This is a genomic window from Pseudomonas sp. MF09150 (genome assembly GCF_059862355.1).
Genome location: NZ_JCBCUS010000002.1, coordinates 289,233 through 306,354, shown reverse-complemented (window position 1 = coordinate 306,354; position 17,122 = coordinate 289,233). Strand labels below are relative to the sequence as shown.

At 63.7% G+C, this 17,122-nt stretch carries 17 protein-coding genes and 1 pseudogene; 3 read left to right on the top strand and 15 right to left on the bottom strand.

The genetic code is table 11. The features are described from left to right. Nucleotides 1-38: 38 nt before the first annotated feature. Genes AC19YX_RS10875 through AC19YX_RS10850 form a run of 6 tightly spaced genes read right to left on the bottom strand, consistent with a single transcriptional unit; the run spans nucleotide 39 to nucleotide 4,293 of the window. Nucleotides 39-1,718, bottom strand: a complete 1,680-nt coding sequence (locus AC19YX_RS10875) for an ApeI family dehydratase (RefSeq protein ID WP_500603544.1) — start codon at nucleotides 1,716-1,718, stop codon at nucleotides 39-41. Beyond that, the gene (locus tag AC19YX_RS10870; protein ID WP_078469482.1) at nucleotides 1,715-2,260 is read right to left on the bottom strand and encodes a COG4648 family protein; all 546 of its coding nucleotides are present in this window, start codon (nucleotides 2,258-2,260) and stop codon (nucleotides 1,715-1,717) included. The genes AC19YX_RS10875 and AC19YX_RS10870 overlap by 4 nt, the downstream gene beginning before the upstream one ends. Next, the gene (locus tag AC19YX_RS10865; RefSeq protein ID WP_078469483.1) at nucleotides 2,257-2,511 is read right to left on the bottom strand and encodes an acyl carrier protein; all 255 of its coding nucleotides are present in this window, start codon (nucleotides 2,509-2,511) and stop codon (nucleotides 2,257-2,259) included. The genes AC19YX_RS10870 and AC19YX_RS10865 overlap by 4 nt, the downstream gene beginning before the upstream one ends. Before the next feature lie 9 nt (nucleotides 2,512-2,520). Then, nucleotides 2,521-2,793: a phosphopantetheine-binding protein gene (locus AC19YX_RS10860; RefSeq protein WP_020297332.1), complete on the bottom strand. Its 273-nt coding sequence runs from the start codon at nucleotides 2,791-2,793 to the stop codon at nucleotides 2,521-2,523. Then, nucleotides 2,762-3,583, bottom strand: a complete 822-nt coding sequence (locus AC19YX_RS10855; protein ID WP_020297331.1) for a lysophospholipid acyltransferase family protein — start codon at nucleotides 3,581-3,583, stop codon at nucleotides 2,762-2,764. The genes AC19YX_RS10860 and AC19YX_RS10855 overlap by 32 nt, the downstream gene beginning before the upstream one ends. After that, entirely contained in the window at nucleotides 3,559-4,293 is a 735-nt protein-coding gene (locus AC19YX_RS10850) for a beta-ketoacyl synthase chain length factor (RefSeq protein ID WP_078469484.1), read from the bottom strand. Before AC19YX_RS10850 ends, AC19YX_RS10855 begins: the two co-directional genes overlap by 25 nt. Before the next feature lie 346 nt (nucleotides 4,294-4,639). Here AC19YX_RS10850 and AC19YX_RS10845 point away from each other — a divergent pair, with 346 nt between their 5' ends. Further along, the gene (locus AC19YX_RS10845; RefSeq protein WP_078469485.1) at nucleotides 4,640-5,410 is read left to right on the top strand and encodes a ParA family protein; all 771 of its coding nucleotides are present in this window, start codon (nucleotides 4,640-4,642) and stop codon (nucleotides 5,408-5,410) included. A 44-nt stretch (nucleotides 5,411-5,454) separates the two neighbouring features. Here the strand turns inward: AC19YX_RS10845 and trxC are convergent, their stop codons facing one another. From trxC to AC19YX_RS10815, 6 genes are all read right to left on the bottom strand, one after another. Continuing rightward, nucleotides 5,455-5,889, bottom strand: a complete 435-nt coding sequence (gene trxC / locus AC19YX_RS10840) for a thioredoxin TrxC (protein ID WP_500606234.1) — start codon at nucleotides 5,887-5,889, stop codon at nucleotides 5,455-5,457. 100 nt (nucleotides 5,890-5,989) lie between these two features. Next, a complete protein-coding gene (locus AC19YX_RS10835; RefSeq protein ID WP_500606233.1) occupies nucleotides 5,990-6,940 on the bottom strand; it encodes a hypothetical protein in 951 nt (316 codons plus the stop codon). 24 nt (nucleotides 6,941-6,964) lie between these two features. Next, nucleotides 6,965-7,906: a hypothetical protein gene (locus AC19YX_RS10830; RefSeq protein ID WP_500606232.1), complete on the bottom strand. Its 942-nt coding sequence runs from the start codon at nucleotides 7,904-7,906 to the stop codon at nucleotides 6,965-6,967. Between the two features lie 82 nt (nucleotides 7,907-7,988). Beyond that, nucleotides 7,989-8,429: a hypothetical protein gene (locus tag AC19YX_RS10825; protein WP_201129157.1), complete on the bottom strand. Its 441-nt coding sequence runs from the start codon at nucleotides 8,427-8,429 to the stop codon at nucleotides 7,989-7,991. Nucleotides 8,430-8,541: 112 nt separating this feature from the next. Then, nucleotides 8,542-8,880: a DUF7716 domain-containing protein gene (locus AC19YX_RS10820; protein WP_500606231.1), complete on the bottom strand. Its 339-nt coding sequence runs from the start codon at nucleotides 8,878-8,880 to the stop codon at nucleotides 8,542-8,544. Between the two features lie 14 nt (nucleotides 8,881-8,894). Beyond that, on the bottom strand, nucleotides 8,895-9,278 hold the full coding sequence (locus AC19YX_RS10815; protein ID WP_078469490.1) for an immunity 22 family protein: 384 nt from the start codon (nucleotides 9,276-9,278) through the stop codon (nucleotides 8,895-8,897). Nucleotides 9,279-9,526: 248 nt separating this feature from the next. Between AC19YX_RS10815 and AC19YX_RS10810 the strand changes: the two are divergent. Both AC19YX_RS10810 and AC19YX_RS10805 read left to right on the top strand, forming a co-directional pair. Further along, a pseudogene (locus AC19YX_RS10810) lies at nucleotides 9,527-9,822 on the top strand (type II toxin-antitoxin system HigB family toxin). Beyond that, the gene (locus AC19YX_RS10805; protein WP_078469492.1) at nucleotides 9,819-10,220 is read left to right on the top strand and encodes a helix-turn-helix domain-containing protein; all 402 of its coding nucleotides are present in this window, start codon (nucleotides 9,819-9,821) and stop codon (nucleotides 10,218-10,220) included. The pseudogene AC19YX_RS10810 and the gene AC19YX_RS10805 overlap by 4 nt, the downstream one beginning before the upstream one ends. A 9-nt stretch (nucleotides 10,221-10,229) precedes the next feature. Here AC19YX_RS10805 and selO read toward each other — a convergent pair whose 3' ends face one another. From selO to AC19YX_RS10790, 3 genes are all read right to left on the bottom strand, one after another. Next, nucleotides 10,230-11,693 carry a protein adenylyltransferase SelO gene (selO, locus tag AC19YX_RS10800; protein ID WP_500606230.1) on the bottom strand — a complete coding sequence of 488 codons (1,464 nt, stop codon included), beginning with the start codon at nucleotides 11,691-11,693 and terminating at the stop codon, nucleotides 10,230-10,232. A gap of 139 nt (nucleotides 11,694-11,832) precedes the next feature. Next, nucleotides 11,833-15,186, bottom strand: coding sequence for a mechanosensitive channel MscK (gene mscK, locus AC19YX_RS10795; protein WP_201129161.1), 3,354 nt, complete (start codon nucleotides 15,184-15,186; stop codon nucleotides 11,833-11,835). A gap of 85 nt (nucleotides 15,187-15,271) precedes the next feature. Next, nucleotides 15,272-17,014 (bottom strand): potassium/proton antiporter, encoded by a 1,743-nt coding sequence (locus AC19YX_RS10790; protein ID WP_078469495.1) that lies wholly within the window; start codon nucleotides 17,012-17,014, stop codon nucleotides 15,272-15,274. Between the last annotated feature and the right edge of the window lie 108 nt (nucleotides 17,015-17,122).

The window sequence follows — 17,122 nt, the reverse complement described above, 5'->3', positions numbered from 1 at the left end:
GGCCAATGGCCCGGAACACGCGGATTCCCCGATAAAACTTATCCACAGGCTGCCTCCAGCAAAATGCGCCCACTGGAACAGGCCGCCGTGTCGTTGCGGTAGGCGAAATACAATTTTCCGCGTTCATCGTCGAACCGCAGGTGCAATTGCACCTGGTCGCCGGGGCGCACCAGTTGCTGGAATTTCAGCACTTCCATGCCGGCAAAGCGGCCCGGCAGGTCCAGCAGTTGCTGGCCCAGGGCCAGGGCCCAATCGACCTGGACCACCCCAGGCAATACCGGGGTCTGCGGGAAATGCCCGCTGAAATAGGCCAGGTCCGGGGGAATGCTCAGTTGCAGGTTCCACTCGCCGTCCTGTTCGTGCTGTTCCAGCACTTCAGGCGCTTGTGGGCGCGGTGCCAGCAGCAGAGCCTCGACCTCGGCCTGGGGCAACTTGCCCTGGGCGTTCAGCGGCAGCTGGCGCAGCAACCGCCAGCGGCGCGGCAGGGCCAGGGCTTCGCAGTGCTGGCTCAGGTGCTGGCGCAGGGACTGGGTCAGGTGGCGGCGGCCGCCGTTGCGCAGGGCCTGCAAGCCCGCTTCGCTCAAGACCAGCACGGCGCCGAGGGAGGCTCGGTTTTCCTGGACCACGCCCAGGCGCGCTTCGCTGACCCAGGCGTGGCTGGCCAGGGCCTGTTCGAGCATGGGCAGGGAGATGCGTTTTTCTTCCAGCTTGACGATCCGGTCCAGGCGCCCGAGCAGCTCGAAACGGCCATCGGCCTCGATCCGTGCGGCATCGGCGCTGTGTTCGACATGCCCTTCTGGCAGGTAGGTCGAGGCAATCAGCAGCGCGCCGTCCGCGTCCTGGCTCAACTGCACGCCGGCGAAGGGTTGCCACAGGCTCGCGCCCTGGCGCCAGGCGATGCCGCCGGTTTCCGAACTGCCGAAAATCTCGGTCGGCCATTGGCCCAAGCGCTGTTGCAGGCTGTGCGCGGCCTCGGCGGGCAAGGCGCCGCCCGAGGAAAACACCCGGCTGACCTGGCTCAAGGCCGGCCAGTCGAGGTTGTCGCCCATGCGCTTGAGCAGCGCCGGGCTGGCGACCCAGGCAAAGGCCGGGTACTCGCGGCTGGCGCGTTGCAGGTCTTCGGGGAACGGCAACTGGCGGCGCACGAACGGGCGCCCGGCGCACAGCGGCCACAGCACCCGAAACAGCAGGCCGTAGATGTGTTGCGCGGCGACGCTGCCAATCATGCAGGCGCTGCCCAGTTCCGCGCCCCACAGCTGTTCCAGGGCCTGGACCTCGTTGGCCAGTTGCACCAGGGTCTTGTCGATGCGCTTGGGTTCGCCACTGGAGCCGGACGTGCACAGGCTCAAGCGGCACTGCGCCAGGTCCAGCTCGGCAGCCGGCAGCGGCGCCTGCAACAGGTCAGCGAGGCGCGTGTCGTGCTCCAGGTCGGTGAGCCACAGGTCGACCTCACCGGACCAGCGCTGGCGGGTCTGGGCCTGCAAGTCGGCCGGCAGCAGCACGCTGACCCCGGCCCGCCAGGCGCCGAGCAGGGCGATGGCCAGTTGCGCGGCGTCTTCCAGGTGCAGGGCCATGCGCTGCACGCCCCGGGCCTGGAGCCCGGCGGCCAGGCGCAGCGCCTGGTCGTGCAGGGCGCTGTGGTCGAGTACCGGGTCGAAGGTCACCGTCCGCCCCGGGTGAGCCTTGAGCAGCAGGTGCTCAAGCTTGATCCAATTCATGCGCGGCCTCGTACGCGTTGTCGTAATAGCCATTCAATGGCAAACAGCAAGCCCATCAGCCCGTAGGCGATCAGGCCGTTGTACAACGTCCACCAGCTCAGCGGCGCCCAGAGGGTCAGGGCGGCGGCGAGCAATCCGTTACAGAGGAAAAACACACTCCAGGCCACGGTGACCTGGCGTGTGTAGCGAATCGCCTTGGGCGGCAGCGCAGGCTCACGCAGGCGCGCCAGGCGCTCGGCCACCGGCGGGCCGTATTTCAGGCTCAGGCCGAACAGACCGAGCATGAAACTGCTGATCAGCACCGGGTACCAGCGCAGCAATTGCGGGCTGTCGAACAGCGCCAGCAGCAGGCAGAACAGCATGGCCGCCGCCGCCATCCACAGGCTGCTGGCCCGCCGTTCGCCGGTCAGTGCGCGGGCCAGCCACAGGCCGCCCAGCAACAGGCCGAACTGCCACGGGGCGAAGTGCTCCATGCCGAAATACACCGCAAAGGGGTACAGCAAGCCCGCCAGCAGCAGGCCCAGGCCGATCAGACGGCTCATGCGGCCGGCTGGACCAGACGGTAGACCGCCTCGACCACGTCATTGACGGTGCGCACCGACTTGAATTCCTCGGCGGCGATTTTCTTGCCGGTCTGACGCTTGATGTGGTCGATCAGGTCGACCGCGTCGATGCTGTCGATTTCCAGGTCCTGGTACAGGTTGGACTCAAGGCTCACGCGCTCGGGTTCCAGCTCGAAGAGTTCGACCAGGGCATCGCGCAGGGTGTTGAAGATATCGTCACGAGTTTGCATGGTCCGGTCTCAAGCTGCCTGTTTTGCAGTGACGAAGGCCGCAAGGCTCGCCACGTTACTGAAGTGATTGCGCGTGTCCTTGGCGTCGGCGTCGATCTTGATGCCGTACTTCTTCTGGATCGCCAGGCCCAGTTCCAGGGCGTCTACCGAGTCCAGGCCCAGGCCGTCGCCGAAAAGGGTCTGCTCGTTGCCGATATCCTGTGCGCTGATGTCTTCGAGGCCCAGGGCGTCGATGATCAACAGCTTGATCTCAAGGGTTAAGTCCGGGTGCAGATTGCTCATCTGAGGCGAGCTCCTTAATGAAATAGTGATGCAAGTGGTCGTTGAGTTTGCGCGAGGCCTGGGGTGCGGGGCCTTGAGCGGCGAAGGTCTGTGGGTCTATATCGGCACCCACGCGGAAACTGAAGTGCACGCGACGTTGCGGGATGCGGTACCAGGGTTCGGCCTTGGTCAGGGTGGTCGGGCTGACCTTTATCACCACCGGGGTGAGGATTCTCGCACCCCGCAGGGCAATCGCTGCCCCGCCCCGATGAAAGGCCGGTGCCTGGCCCGGTACGGTGCGCGTGCCTTCGGGGAAAATGATCAGGGTCTGGCCGTCCTGCAGTGCCTGGCCGGCGGCATCGAGCATGTCCATGCTGCCGTCATTGCTGATATAGCCGGCTTCGCGCACCGGGCCCCGGGTGAAGGGGTTCTGCCACAGGCTCTGTTTGACCACGCAGTTGGCGTTGCGCACCAGGCCGATCAGAAACACCACGTCGATCAGCGACGGGTGGTTGGCGATGATCATCTGCCCCGGGCGGCCGAGTTTCTCCGCGCCCTGGACGTCATAGGTCAGCACGCCGCAGCGGGCCATGAACCGGATAAACAGCCAGAACAGCCGGCTGATGGTCGCGCGGGCACGACGCTGGTGCGCCTCGGGTGTGCCCGGCAGGCAGCTCAATAGCGGAAAAATCACCAGGCGCAGGCACAAACTACCTAGACCGAACAGCGTAAAGCTCGCTGCCGTGGCCATCAGGCGCCAGTAGTAGGCATCGCGCGGTTTCGCGCTTACCGGTTGCGTTGCCAGGTCCATACACGATTCTTCCAGGCATGTTGGCAGGTGGCCTGCGGGGTGAGCAGGGTACGCAACAGATTCAGGGCATGGGGCCACTGGGCTCGCGGGCTGTCTTCAGACGCGCTGCCATCGCCGGCGCTGCCGAGGGACAACTGCCAGTCGTCGCCCGGGGTCAGCAGCAGGCCGACCGCATAAGGAAAGGGCACGTCGTCGATCCATTCGGCATAGGCCTGTGGCGGCTGCTCTTCGGTGATCAGCAGCAGCACCGCCGGGGCGCCTTCGGCGAGCAGCGCGGCGGCTTCGAGCATGCCGTGTTCCAGGCCGTCGCCGGCGGCGGCGAGGGCGGTCATTTCGCTGGTTTCGCCGCGCATGATCGACCACAGGCCGATCACCGCGTTATGCACCGACAGGCTGAACTGGGTCGGCGACAGGGGCTGGCCGGCGGCCAGGTCGCTGAGAATGTCGAAGGTGCGTGGGGTTTCGCCGTGGCGTGAAACAAACACCAGGGGCAAGTGTTCCAGGCCTTCGGCCAAGGGCCAGCCAACGCTGAAGGCCATTCGTGCCAGGCGGCTCAGGCGTCGGCGTTGCATGGCGGGCAGGAAGGACACGTCGGGGGCGGCATCGCTGCTGGCAAGCACGGTCGGTTGGCGGCTCCAGGCCTGCCAATCGTCCACGCTTTCGAGCCCAGGGGCCCATGCGCGCCATTGAGCGATGTTGAACTTGATCACTGGTTTTCATCCCGCCCCTGCGGGCTTCCTTGACGCGGTGAGTCGCGTTGATAGCGAACCGACTCTACGTGGCCCTATGGCCGAGTGGCGCGCATTATCCCGGTGCGGCTGGCTTGTAGCAAATATTGGTTACATTTGCTTGAAGAAATAAGACGCTTCTCATGCGGAGATGTCATTTTGACATCTTTTGCCCCGAAAAATAATGCAGCCCATCGGTAATACGGGGGCTTAGGATGATATTTTCCACTGCCGGCTGGGCTCGTGTGCGAGTGGGCCGCCAACGAGGTAGCTAAGCGGCAACCAGGGCTACTACACTCGCTGATCTTTGATACACGGAGGTTTTGACATGCGGCGTGTGGTGTTCAATCAGAAAGGTGGCGTGGGCAAGTCGAGTATTGCCTGCAATCTGGCGGCGGTCAGCGCCAGCGAGGGTTATCGCACCTTGTTGGTGGATCTGGATGCCCAGGCCAACTCCACCCAGTACCTCACCGGCCTGACCGGCGACGACATTCCCATGGGCATTGCCGATTTCTTCAAGCAGACCCTGTCGTCCGGGCCGTTTTCGAAGAAAAACCAGGTGGATATCTACGAGACTCCGTTCGACAACCTGCACGTGGTCACCGCCACCGCCGAGCTGGCCGACCTGCAACCCAAGCTCGAGGCCAAGCACAAGATCAACAAGCTGCGCAAATTGCTCGACGAGTTGTCCGAAGATTACGACCGGATCTACCTCGACACCCCGCCGGCCCTGAATTTTTATGCGGTATCCGCACTGATTGCCGCTGATCGGGTGTTGATCCCCTTCGATTGCGACAGCTTCTCCCGCCAGGCGCTATACGGCCTGCTGGCAGAAATCGAAGAATTGAAGGAAGACCACAACGAAGACCTGCAAGTGGAAGGGATCGTGGTCAATCAGTTCCAGGCCCGGGCCAGCCTGCCGCAGCAGATCCTCGACGAGTTGATAGCCGAAGGCTTGCCGGTGCTGCCGGTGTACCTGGCCAGCTCGGTGCGCATGCGTGAATCGCACCAGGCCAATATGCCGCTGATCCACCTCGACCCACGGCACAAGCTGACCCAGCAGTTTGTCGAATTGCACAATCTGCTGGAAAACGCCTGACTCCACCATGAGGGGGCAAGCCCCTCATTGGCCGGCGCAGGGCCTCAGATGCCCTGGCCGCGCAACCAGCCCAGCAGTTGCGGCAACGGCAGGGCGCCGCTCTGGCGGGCGACTTCCCGGCCGTTCTTGAACAGGATCAGGCTGGGAATCGATCGAATCCCCAATTGCCCCGACAACTGCTGATTGCTTTCGCTGTCGAGTTTGGCCAGCCGGCATTTGCCCTTGAGCTGGGCCGCCGCCTGTTCGAATACCGGGGCGAAGGATTTACACGGCCCGCACCACTGCGCCCAGACATCCACCAGCAACGGCAAGTCGCCCTTGATCTGGCTGGCGTAATCGCCCTGGGTCAGTTCAAAGGGTTTACCCAGCAACACCTCGGCCTTGCAGCGCCCGCACTTGGGCAGGTCGCCCAGGCGCTCGCCGGGGATGCGGTTGAGACCGTTGCAATGAGGGCAGGGGATCAGCAGTGGCTCGGACATGGTTGGGCTCCGCAAGCAGGGTAGAGCGCCTTAAATGGCGGCGCCCGGGGTGAATATCAAGTCGGCGCCGGCAGGCAGGTGCCGACGTGGCGCCCCGGGTTCACGGGGCGGTCGGGGCCTGCTCGACGCTGACCAGGCGGTCCATGGAACGGCCGATGTAAAAGGTAAAGGGCCGACCCAGGGCCATGGCCATACGCTCGCAGCGGCCCATGAACCCTATGTTTTGCAGGGGCGAAATCTCTCCGTCCTCGTGGTGCTGCAGGCCCAGGGAGCCGACATTGAACCCGACCCGGTCGGCCCGGCGATTGGGGCGCGTACCCCAGGAGGTCTTGATTGCACCCAATGTGATGCGGTTGTCGAACAGCTGCTGGTTGAGCGTGGGGTTGACGAAGGTGATGTTGCCGAACAGGTACTGCGCGGGCGCGTGCTTGTCCTCTTTCCACTGCAGGTACAGGTTGTAATCGCCTTTTCCGGTCCCGGCCTTGCTGCCCATCTGGCTGAACGGCATGCCCGGTGGCCGGACAGTGGCCTGGTATTGGCAAAACGCCTCGTTGGGGGTGCCGGCGGCTGCGAGCTTGCCGGTGGCCAATTCCTCTGCCGAGAACTGAAACATGACGTCGGCGAACTTCACCGGCTCCAGGGGCAGCGGCAAGCGGCGCGGCAGGTCCATGGCCTTTTTGCGGTAGTCGGCGCTGGTGTATTTCCCGGTTTCCGGGGCGATCTCCAGCACCGCTTCGAAGGTGCCGGCTGCACGGGCCTGGACGATCTCGTCGAACAGTTCTCGCAGGCGCAGGCGCTGGGCCTCGGGCACGCTGCTGTCCAGTTTGATATGCAGGGTCTTGTCGTCCTGGCGGTCCATCTCCAGGCCGATGTCGCCGGCCTCGATGCCGATCCCGGAGGCCATCTGGGTGATGGTCTCCTCAAAGTACGGCACGATTCTGGCCTGCTTGGGGTTACCCACCTCTTCCTGGAAATGCAGGGTGAGGTAGGTCTGCTTGCAGCCGGTCAGCAGCATCAGCAGCAGGGCGGTCACGCAGAGGCGTCGGTTCAATGGGGATCCTTGTCGCGCAAGTGGTTACAGGTAATCGACCCGGCTCAAGCGATCCAGGGTCCGGCCCATCTGAAACGTAAATGGCCGGCCCAGGGCCTGCATTTTTTGATCGCACAGCGCTTGCAGCTCATCTTTGCGGGTGTCGAAAGACTGGGCGGTTGTGAGCTTCTGCACGCCGATGGAGCCGATGCTGATGGCGAATTCGTCGAACGGAACAGGCGCGGGCCGGGTGATTTTCGAGCTCGATGGCCAGATCTGGACGTTTTTCTGTTGCAGGTGCCGGTTCAAGTCCGGGTCATCGAAATGCACCCTGAGCGGTACCTTGGCGATGCTGCTGCGGATCATCAATGAGATCAGGCCGGGCTCGCTGATGTCGTCCTGGAGGGCTTCGTAGGCGATCAATTGCAAGCGCTCGGGCATTTTCAGGTGGGCGGTGATCTTGCAACTGACCGGGCCTTCGATTTCGCTCTTGCTGACGATGGCGCTCATGCTGTCCTCATAGCTGCGGGCCAGCAGCATTTCGAACGTCGGGTCGAACTCCAGGCTGGCGTCGATGCTGTCCGGCAGCCCGCTGGAGCCGGACGGGGTGACGCTGGCATGGGCGTTATCCAGGTCCAGGCGCAGGTTCATCGAGCTGGCCTTACGCGCGTTGGTGACCCCTTCGAAGATGGCCCTGAGGCTGCCTCGTTGTTCCGGGCTCAGGGAACGGTCCGCCAGGCGCAGGTGGATCACCTTGTCATCCTCCGCGTCGCGCTCCAGGGCGATGGCATCCGGGTCCAGACCCTGGGCGCTGAGCGCGGTGTAAATGCTCTGCTTGTACGCCTCGTGCACCAATTGGTCGGAGAATTGCGGGCCGGCCTTGGGGTCGGAACGCACCGAGTCCTGGAAGTGCAGGGTCGCGAAGTCTTCCTTGCATCCGGTCAGTGAGAGCAGCAGTGGCAACAGCAGCAGGCAGCAACGTTTCATGGTGGGCTCGTGCAGAGGATCAGCGGGGGCAGGGTTCGCGGCATGAGCGAACCGGAGAAGGTGCGGACAGGCGGCCGACGCGTCACTGCGCGAGGCGGCGACCATTGAGGCCGATGACCACGGCGAACTTTTTGGCGATGACCACCTCGGCCAGGTTGCTGGCGGCCAGGAAGTTCTGCATCGGGTAGGGAAATTCCACGGGGATTTCACCGATCGACACATGTTGCAGCGCTTGCGCCGGCAGCTCGATGCCGTCGCTCGCGGCGCCGCCGCGAATCAGGTAGACGTTGTCGCTGACAGGTTCGTAGGACATGCCGCCACTGCCCTGGATGCGTTGCAGGCTGGCGGTCTGCTCGGCCAGCGCCTCCAGTTCGGCCTGGGTGATGGTGCGATGGGGTTTGCCGTGCAGGCGCAGGTCCTGCAGGTTCATGCGGTACTTGGCGCGGCGGCTCAGGTAGATGACAGCCGACACCAGGCTGATGACACCAAAAACCAGGGTGACCAGGTTGAGGAACAGGTTCATGCGCATCCTTGCAGGTACTAGCAATCAGGGTCGCGCATTATCCGCATCCGTTGCCGGTGGGTCCATGGCCCAGCCCGGGGCTTGCCCACTTTTTTGCGCGGCAGGCCAGGGCTTAATCGAAGCTCATGAAGCAGTCGCGCTCGGCGTAGTACTCGATGGCCGCCAGTAGCTCGGTGTTGCTCACCGTCGGCTTGTGGTGCAGGGCGCTCATGACCACGTCTTCGAGCAGTTCGTCGCTGAACCAGAATTCCAGGCCGTTCTGGATGACGTACGGCGGGTAGATTTCTTCGTCGTCATCGGTGATCCGGGAAAACGCCTCGATCACGCAGGGGGTGTGCAAGGTCAGAGGGGTGTCTTGTGGCGTGCCGTAGACGCAGAACTGCAGGGTTTTTTCCTGTTGGCGCAGACGCTCGATCAAGTCGCCAAAGGCCAGGTGCTGCTGGTAGTGCATAACACCTCCGCCGGTCATTCGCGGTAGCTGACGCTGGCGATGTAGTGAACGATCACGCCGCGGATGCTGGCGGTCGATGGGGTGCCGGTGAAACGGTGGTCGTAGGCCAGCACCAGTTGATTGAACGGCTGCGGGGTTTGCCCCAGGCCTTGCTCGGTGAGGCTGTCGCAGATGCTGGCGGCGTATGAAAAGTCTTCAAGGGCGGCGAGCAGCGAGCAGCCCACCTCGACTCGCGCAACTTCCAGCAGGTCGTCGTCGAGGCTCACGCCGAAGGCCCGGGAAAACTCCGAACCCTGGCTATCGCCGTCTTCGGTGTAGCTGGGGCAAGTCAGGTGGTGCAGCGTGTCCTCGCTCCAGTCAGCGTGGGTCGCCCAGATCGAGACGGTTTTTTCCGGCATTTGCGGTTCCTTGGCAAGCGCTCGGCATGGCGGCTCAAGCGTGCTCGGTAAAAGTGTTGCGGACTTTACCAGACACCAGAGTGCCCTGGAGTTTGTTGCAATCGCTCACACACTGCGCGGCAGGCAGGCGCCTTGGCTGTCTAGGCTTGGCAGTACACGAGCGCCGTTGGTCTGACGGCGGATATAGCATCTTGAGATATCCGATGCTCGCGTCTAGCCTCCATAGCACTATGCGATAGGGACATTGCATGCGAATCATCACGGTCAAACGAATCTGGGAAGCCAAGGCGCGCTGGCCGTAGTCGGCCAATGCCCTGGATACGTGGTATCGGTTGCTCAAGGGCAGCAAGCCGGTGGATTCGCCGCCCTGCGCGCCCTTTGTCCGGCGGTGGACAAAGTGGGCCCGCTGCATGTGTTCGATATCGGTGGTAACAAAGTGCGGTTGATTGCAGTGGTTCGCCATACCACGCAGAAGCTGTACATCCGTCATGTGTTGGATCACCGCGACTATGATCGCGGCCAATGGAGGGAGGAACGAGGATGAGTGTGTTGGTCGAGCAGGCTGCCGAGCATTGGCAGTATGTGGCGCCCCTGGTGTGCAAACCCAGGACCGAGGCGGATTACGACAGGTTGGTCGCGGCGCTCGATGAGTTGCTGGAGCTGACCGGGGATGACGAGGCGCATCCGCTCAATAGCCTGGTGGATATCATCGGCGACTGGATCGAGGCCTACGACGAAGAGCATCGGCCCATGCCGCAGGTCAGTGGGGTCAGTATGCTGGCGTCCCTGATGCGCGAGCACGGTCTGACCCAAAGCGACCTGCCCGGGGTGGGCGCGCAGTCGGTGGTGTCGGAGGTGCTCAGTGGCAAGCGCCAGCTCAACCTGCGGCAGGTCCGCTGGCTGGCCGAGCGCTTTGGCATCTCGGCCGAAGTGTTCATCTGAGGGCGCGACTTAGGAAGAACAACTGATCTCCAGGTGCTTGCCCCACTCCGGGGGCCGCTCGGCATAGGCCTGCATGCCGAGCTGCTCCTCGAACGGCTGGCTCAAGACGCTGTGCAGGCGGCGTACCTCGCTGTAGTCGCCGCTCTCGGCGGCATCGATGGCCTTTTGCGCCAGGTAGTTGCGCAGGATGTACAGCGGGTTGACCCCGTGCATCCGTGCCCGGCGCTGAGCCTGAGGCTCCTGCGGCTCGCGGGCGACCCGGGCCTTGTAGCGCTCGGCCCAGGCGTCGAACCCCTTGATGTCGACAAAGTCGTCCCGCAGGCGGGCTACGGCCAGTTCGGCGGACTCGTCCCCCAGGCGGCGGAAGAACAGGGTGTAGTCGACGCTGCTGCCCTGCATCAGTTGCAGCAGTTGCTCCAGCAACTTCTGGTCCTCGTCCTCGGCGGTGGTCAGGCCCAGGCGCCGGCGCATCAGGTCCAGGTACTGCGCCTGGTACAGCGGCAGGAACAGACCGAGGGTTTCGCGCAGCGCCTCGACGCTGATGAAGGGGGTCAGGGCCTGGGCCAGTGCGCTGAGGTTCCACTGGCCGATCGGCACCTGGTTGCTGAAGGAATAGCGGCCCTGGTCGTCGGAATGGTTGCAGATGAAGTGGGCGTCGAAGTCGTCGAGAAAGGCGAAGGGGCCGAAGTCGAAGGTGATGCCCAGGATCGACATGTTGTCGGTGTTCATCACCCCGTGGCAGAAGCCATAGGCCTGCCACTTGGCGATCAGTTCGGCATTGCGCTCGACGATTTCGCGAAACATCGCCAGGTACGGCTCAGGCTGCTCAAGGCACTCGGGGAAGTGCATGGCCAGCACGTGTTCGCCGAGCTGTTTTTGCTGCTCGGGTTTTTTCGTGTAGTAGAAATATTCGAAGTGGCCAAAGCGGATATGACTCGGCGCCATGCGCAGCACCATCGCCGCCCGCTCCTGTTTCTCGCGCCAGACCGGGGTGTCGGAGCCGATCACGCACAGCGCCCGTGAGCTGGAGATGCCCAGGGCATGCAGCGCCTCGGAGGCGAGGAATTCGCGGATCGACGAACGCAGCACCGCGCGACCATCGCCCATGCGCGAGTAAGGGGTTTGCCCGGCGCCCTTGAGGTGCAGATCCCAGTGCTCGCCGGCGGCGTTGTACACCTCGCCCAGCAGCAGGCCACGGCCGTCGCCGAGTTGCGGGTTGTAGGAGCCGAACTGATGCCCGGAATACACCATCGCCCGTGGCTCGGCCTCGGCCCACAGCTTGTGCCCGCCAAACAGCTCGGCGAACACCGGGGTCTCGGCCAGCGCCGGGTCCAGGTCCAGCAGGGCCATGGCGGCGTCGCTTGCCACCACCAGGCGCGGGTTGTCGATGGGGTCGGGCAGGACGTGGGTTGAGAAGGCGTCGCCCAGGCGGGCGAAGCGATTGTCGAAGGTCAGTTCGTCGAGGGCTTTCAACGGCCATCTCCTGGGGTCTGGTGCCGTTTGGTGATGAGCCGCGTTGCGGGGCCAAACGGTGCGAGGAAAGGCGCGGCCTGTCACCAAGCGGCAACAGGCCCTCGCAGAATGTCCGAGCATTCTGCTCGGGATAGGGCGCCTAGTCGAGTTTGCCCGGCGGCGGCTCTTGCAGCGGCTTGCCTTCGGGCAGCGGGACAATGGTCTTGGTCTCCGGCTCGATGGGCACCATTTTGTACTCCTGGCCGTGGAGGTTTTTCAGGTAGACCTCCATCTGCCGGAACGAAATGTTGATGTGCTGCTTCTTGAACTCGCGGTTGATAAAGCGGTTGACCTCATCCACCACCGGGTTGCGGTCGCCCAGCTCGCGCACGTGCATGCGCAGCTCGTGGTCCAGGGTGCTCTCGCCGAAATTGAGGAAGTACACGTGGGGCTCGGGCTCCTTGAGCACCCGTGGGTTCTCCCGCGCGGCCTTGAGCAGCAGTTCTTTCACCAGGTCCAGGTCCGAGCCGTAGTCGACGCCGAGCTTGAGGGTGACCCGGGTGATGGTATCGGTCAGCGACCAGTTGATCAGTTGCCCGGTGATGAAGGTCTGGTTGGGGACAATGATGTCCTTGCGGTCGAAGTCGGTGATGGTGGTGGCGCGGATGCGGATCTTGCTCACCGTACCCGACAGGTTGCCAATGGTGATGGTGTCGCCAATGCGCACCGGGCGCTCGAACAGGATGATGATGCCGGAGATGAAGTTGGCGAAGATCGCCTGCATGCCAAAACCCAGTCCCACGGACAAGGCCGCTACCAGCCACTGCAACTTGTCCCAACTGACCCCGAGGGTCGAGAGGGTGGCGACGAAACCGACCCCGGCAATGGCGTAGGACAGCAGGGTGGTGGTGGCGTAGGCGCTGCCCTGGGCCAGGTCCAGCTTGGACAGCACCAGCACCTCCAGCAGCCCCGGCAAGTTGCGCGCCAGGGCGAAGGTGATGCCGATGATGATCAGCGCGCCGAGCATGTCGCCGATGCTGATCGGCACCATGCTCATGTTGGCGCCGGTGCCGCTGGTGTATTCGTAGAGGGTGACGTTGTCCAGGTAGGAGAACACGGTGATCAGGTCCGACCAGACCCAGTACAGCGCCGCCATGAAGCCGCCGAGCAAGGCCAGGCGGATCAGGCGCAGGGATTGTTCGTTGACCTTTTCGATATCCAGGGGCGGCTCTTCGACCATCGCATCGCCGCTTTCCCCGGCTTCCTTGGCAGCCTGGCGCTTGCTCAGAGCGCGCTGGTAGGCCAGGCGCCGTGCCGCGACGCTGAGGCCGCGCACGAAGGTGGCTTCGATCACCAGCCAGAACATCAGCAGGTACAGGGTATTGATCAGGCGGTCGCTGAGTTTCAGCGCGGTGTAGTAGTAGCCGAAGCACACCGCGATGAACAAGGCGATCGGCAACGCCGTGAACAGCACCCCCACCGCCTTGCGAAACAGCGAGGCGTTCTGGTGGGTCGGGCTGCTCAGCAGCAGGCGGCTGAGCAGCCAGGCCATCAGTGCGTAACAGGTCAGAACCACGGCGATCCCGAGCACATCATCGGCCAGGGCCGCCGGTTGATGCTCGGCCACCGCCACCACGGCCACCAGTGCCAGCACCACCAGGCCCAGGCGCCGGACCCAGCCCTGGAGGAATTCGACCTGGGGCTTCTCCCAACGGAAATGCAGTTCGGCCACGCCGCCCGGCGCGAGGATGCGATAGGCGGTGTAGAACACCAGCCAGGCCTGGGCCGTCTGCAACAGCGCGGCACCGAGGTTGGCGTTCTGCCCCCGGGCGTCGATCTGCAGGGCATAGCCGCACAGCGCCAGGGCCAGGGTCACCGGCATGGCCAGGAGGATATTGACCAGGATCGCCAGCGGTGTGTGCCACTGGCTGTCGCGCTTGAAGTGGCCGATGTCCTGGTGAACCTTGTTCAGCCGCGAATACAGGCTCTTGCGTCGCCACAGCAGGGCACCGATCAATAGCAGCAGCGGCAGGAACAGCAACGGGCGCTGGGCCAGGCCGTCGGTCAGCTCGCTCAGGCTCGAGGCCCAGGGCAGGGTGGTGATCTGCTTCTGCAGGCGCTGCGGCACGCCTTCCAGCCATTCGAGGTCCAGCGGCTTGTTGCTGGGGATCCAGAACATCTGCTCGTCGAGGGTCGCCCGCAGGTTTTGCGAGGTGCTCAGCAATTGCTTCTGGTTCAGTTGCAGGGTGATGGATTCGTTGAGCAGCGCGCTCAGTTCGCGGTTCAGCCGCTCCAGCAGGTCGGCGCGGGTGATCGCCAGGTCGAGCAGGGTCCGGCGCAATTGCGGCGTGACCTGCTCGGACGGCTGGGTGGCCAGCAGGTTGTCGACGTAGGTGCTGGGGCTGCTGATCAGCTCGCGCTGCTGGTTGACTTCGAACTGGTACAGGCGGATGTCGGCGATCTGGTCGGCCAGGTCGCGGTCCAGGCGCAGGCGCGGCAGGGCCTGTTTCTGCTTATAGAGGATCTTCGACAGCAGCAGGCTGCCCTTGAGCACGCTGATCTGCTCGTCCAGGGCTGCATCGCTCTGGGTCACGCTGTCCAGTTGCTGCTTGGTTTCCAGGTTCTGCTGGGTCAGTTCGTTGAGACGGTCGGTGCTTTTGAGCAGGTAGTCGGAGAGCTTGAGGTTGGCCGCGCTTTCGCTGGCCAGCAGGCTGCTGCTGCCGGCCTTTTGCGCTTCGATGGACTGCTGGGTGACGGTCTGCTGCGACTGGGCCAGGCGCTTCTGGTTGATCAGGGTCTGCAGGTCCTGGATTTCCTGTTCCAGGCGCGCGGTTTTTTCCATCAGCAGGTCATGCTGGCTGTTGCCCAGGTCCTGCAACTGGCTATTGCCTGCCAGCTCCTGGCGCCGCAGGGGGATCAAGGCATTGATCGCCGCCAGTTCGGCATTCAACAGGTTGCGCTGGTCGGCGCTGAGCAGCTTGCCGTTGTCACGGCCGGACTTGAGGGTCAGGTTGATCTGCTGGGTGCGGGTCTGGCTGCTGCTGATTTCCGCCTGGGCGCGCTCCGGACGGGTTTGCGCGGTGATGGTCAGGCTGTTGGCATCGGCCAGGGCTTTTTGCAGGTCGCTCTGCTGGGTGGTGCGTTCGGTGAGCAGTTGCTCCAGCTGCGACACCGGCGCGCTGGCATAGCGTTGCGCCACTGGCACCACCTTGGTGGCTTTGAGGCGAGCCAGTTCACGCTGGTTTTCCGTGGTCTGGCGCGGCGCGTTGGCCAGTTGCTGCTTGAGGTCGTTCAGCCGCTGTTCGTAGTCCTGCTTGTTGCTCAACTGGGTCAGGGTGTTTTGCAGCACCGTCTGCAAGGCTTTCTGGTCGGCCTCGGGCAGTTTGCGGTCGGCGATTTTGTCCAGGCTTTGCTGGACCGCTTCGGCGCTGGGCGGTTCGGCAGCCTGGGCGGCGCTTACGGAAAAACACAAGCCCAGCAGGGCAATGGCGAGAAAAGTGCGCAGGGTTGGCATAGAGACCGGTCAAGCAAGTGGAAAAAGGGTCGGGTGCGTCAAAGCTGGTATCAGGTTGATACTAAACCGCAACGCGCCCTGGAGTTTAGAGGAAGAGACCGGGACCCGGGCGACTTCCTTCGGGGAATCTGACGCCCACTTTGCTGATCTTGTTCCCGTCCATCACTGCAACGGTCCAGATGGTGCTGTTCCACTCCACCTGGTCGCCCACCACCGGTGCGCCACCGACCTTCTGGGTGATGAAGCGGCTCAATGGCATGTCGCTATCAAGGCCGTCCAGCTTAAGCCCGTACAGCGCCGAAACCGCGCCCAGCTGGGCATCTCCTTCCAGCACGAAGTCGCCGAAGAAGCGCAGATCCAGGCCACGTTGCGGGGCCTGGCTGAAGAGTTTGCCGAGGGCTGAAAGGTTGTGTTCATGGCCGATCACGCACAGCAAATCATCGGCTTCGAGTACCGTACTACCCGACGGATGGAGCAGTTCCTGGCCGCGGAACAGGGCCGCGATCCGCGTGCCCTCGGGCATTTTCAGCTCGCGCAGGGCGGCGCCGATGCACCATTTCTCCGCGCCCAGGCGGTAAACGAACAGCTCCCACTCGCTGGTGACGTGGACTTCCAGCGCGGCCCGGGAAATCGGCGCCGGCTCCGGCGGCACCGTGACCTTCAGCAGCTTGGCGACCCAGGGCAGGCTGGTGCCCTGGACCAGCAACGACACCAGGACGATAAAGAACGCCAGGTTGAAGTACAGCTGGGCGTGGGGCAGCCCGGCCATCAGCGGGAACACTGCGAGAATGATCGGTACCGCGCCGCGCAGGCCGACCCAGGAGATAAAGGCTTTTTCCCGGCCATGGAAGGCCTTGAACGGCAGCAGGCCGACCATCACCGACAGCGGCCGGGCAAACAGGATCATCCACAGCGCCAGGCCCAGGGCCGGCAGGGCGATGGGCAGCAGGTCGTGGGGGGTGACCAGCAGCCCGAGTACCAGGAACATACCGATCTGCGCCAGCCAGGCCATGCCGTCGAGCATGTGCAGGATGCCGTGGCGGCTGCGCACCGGGCGATTGCCGATCACCAGGCCACACAGGTACACCGCGAGGAAACCACTGCCATGCAGGGCGTTGGTCAGGGCGAACACCAGCAGGCCGCCGCTGATCACCAGGATCGGGTACAGGCCGTTGGCCAGATGGATGCGGTTGACCATTTGCAGCATTACCCAGCCACCGCCCAGGCCGATCACGCCACCGATGCCGAACTCGCGCAGCAGGTGCCCGAGCAAGCTCCAGTGCAGGCCGGTCTGGCCGCTGGCGAGCATGTCGATCAGGGTCACGGTGAGGAACACCGCCATCGGGTCGTTGCTGCCGGATTCGATCTCCAGGCTCGCGGTCACCCGTTCGTTCAGGCCCTTGCCGCCCAGCAGGGAAAACACCGCCGCGGCATCCGTGGAGCCGACGATGGCGCCGATCAACAGGCCCTGGATCAGGTTGAGGTCAAATAGCCAGGCGGCGGCCATGCCGGTCAGCCCGGTGGTAATGAGCACCCCGACCGTGGCCAGGGACAACGCCGGCCACAACGCCACGCGAAAGCTCGAGACCCGGGTGCGCAGGCCACCGTCGAGCAGGATCACGGCCAGGGCCAGGTTGCCCACCAGGTACGCGGTTGGGTAATTGTCGAAAATGATCCCGCCGCCATCGACGCCGGCAGCCATGCCCACGGCCAGGATGATCACCAGGATCGGGATGCCCAGGCGGGACGAAAGTGAACTGACTAAAATGCTCGCACCTACCAGCAACGCGCCGATCAAGAACAGGCTGTTGATGGTCGTCGCATTCAAAGGCAGTACTCCAGGAGCGAAAAGGCGGGCACAAACTGACCATGCAGTCTGCGTGCCAGCGATTCTAACCTGTTGAAATACGGTGATGTCAAAAAGCTTTTTCAGCAA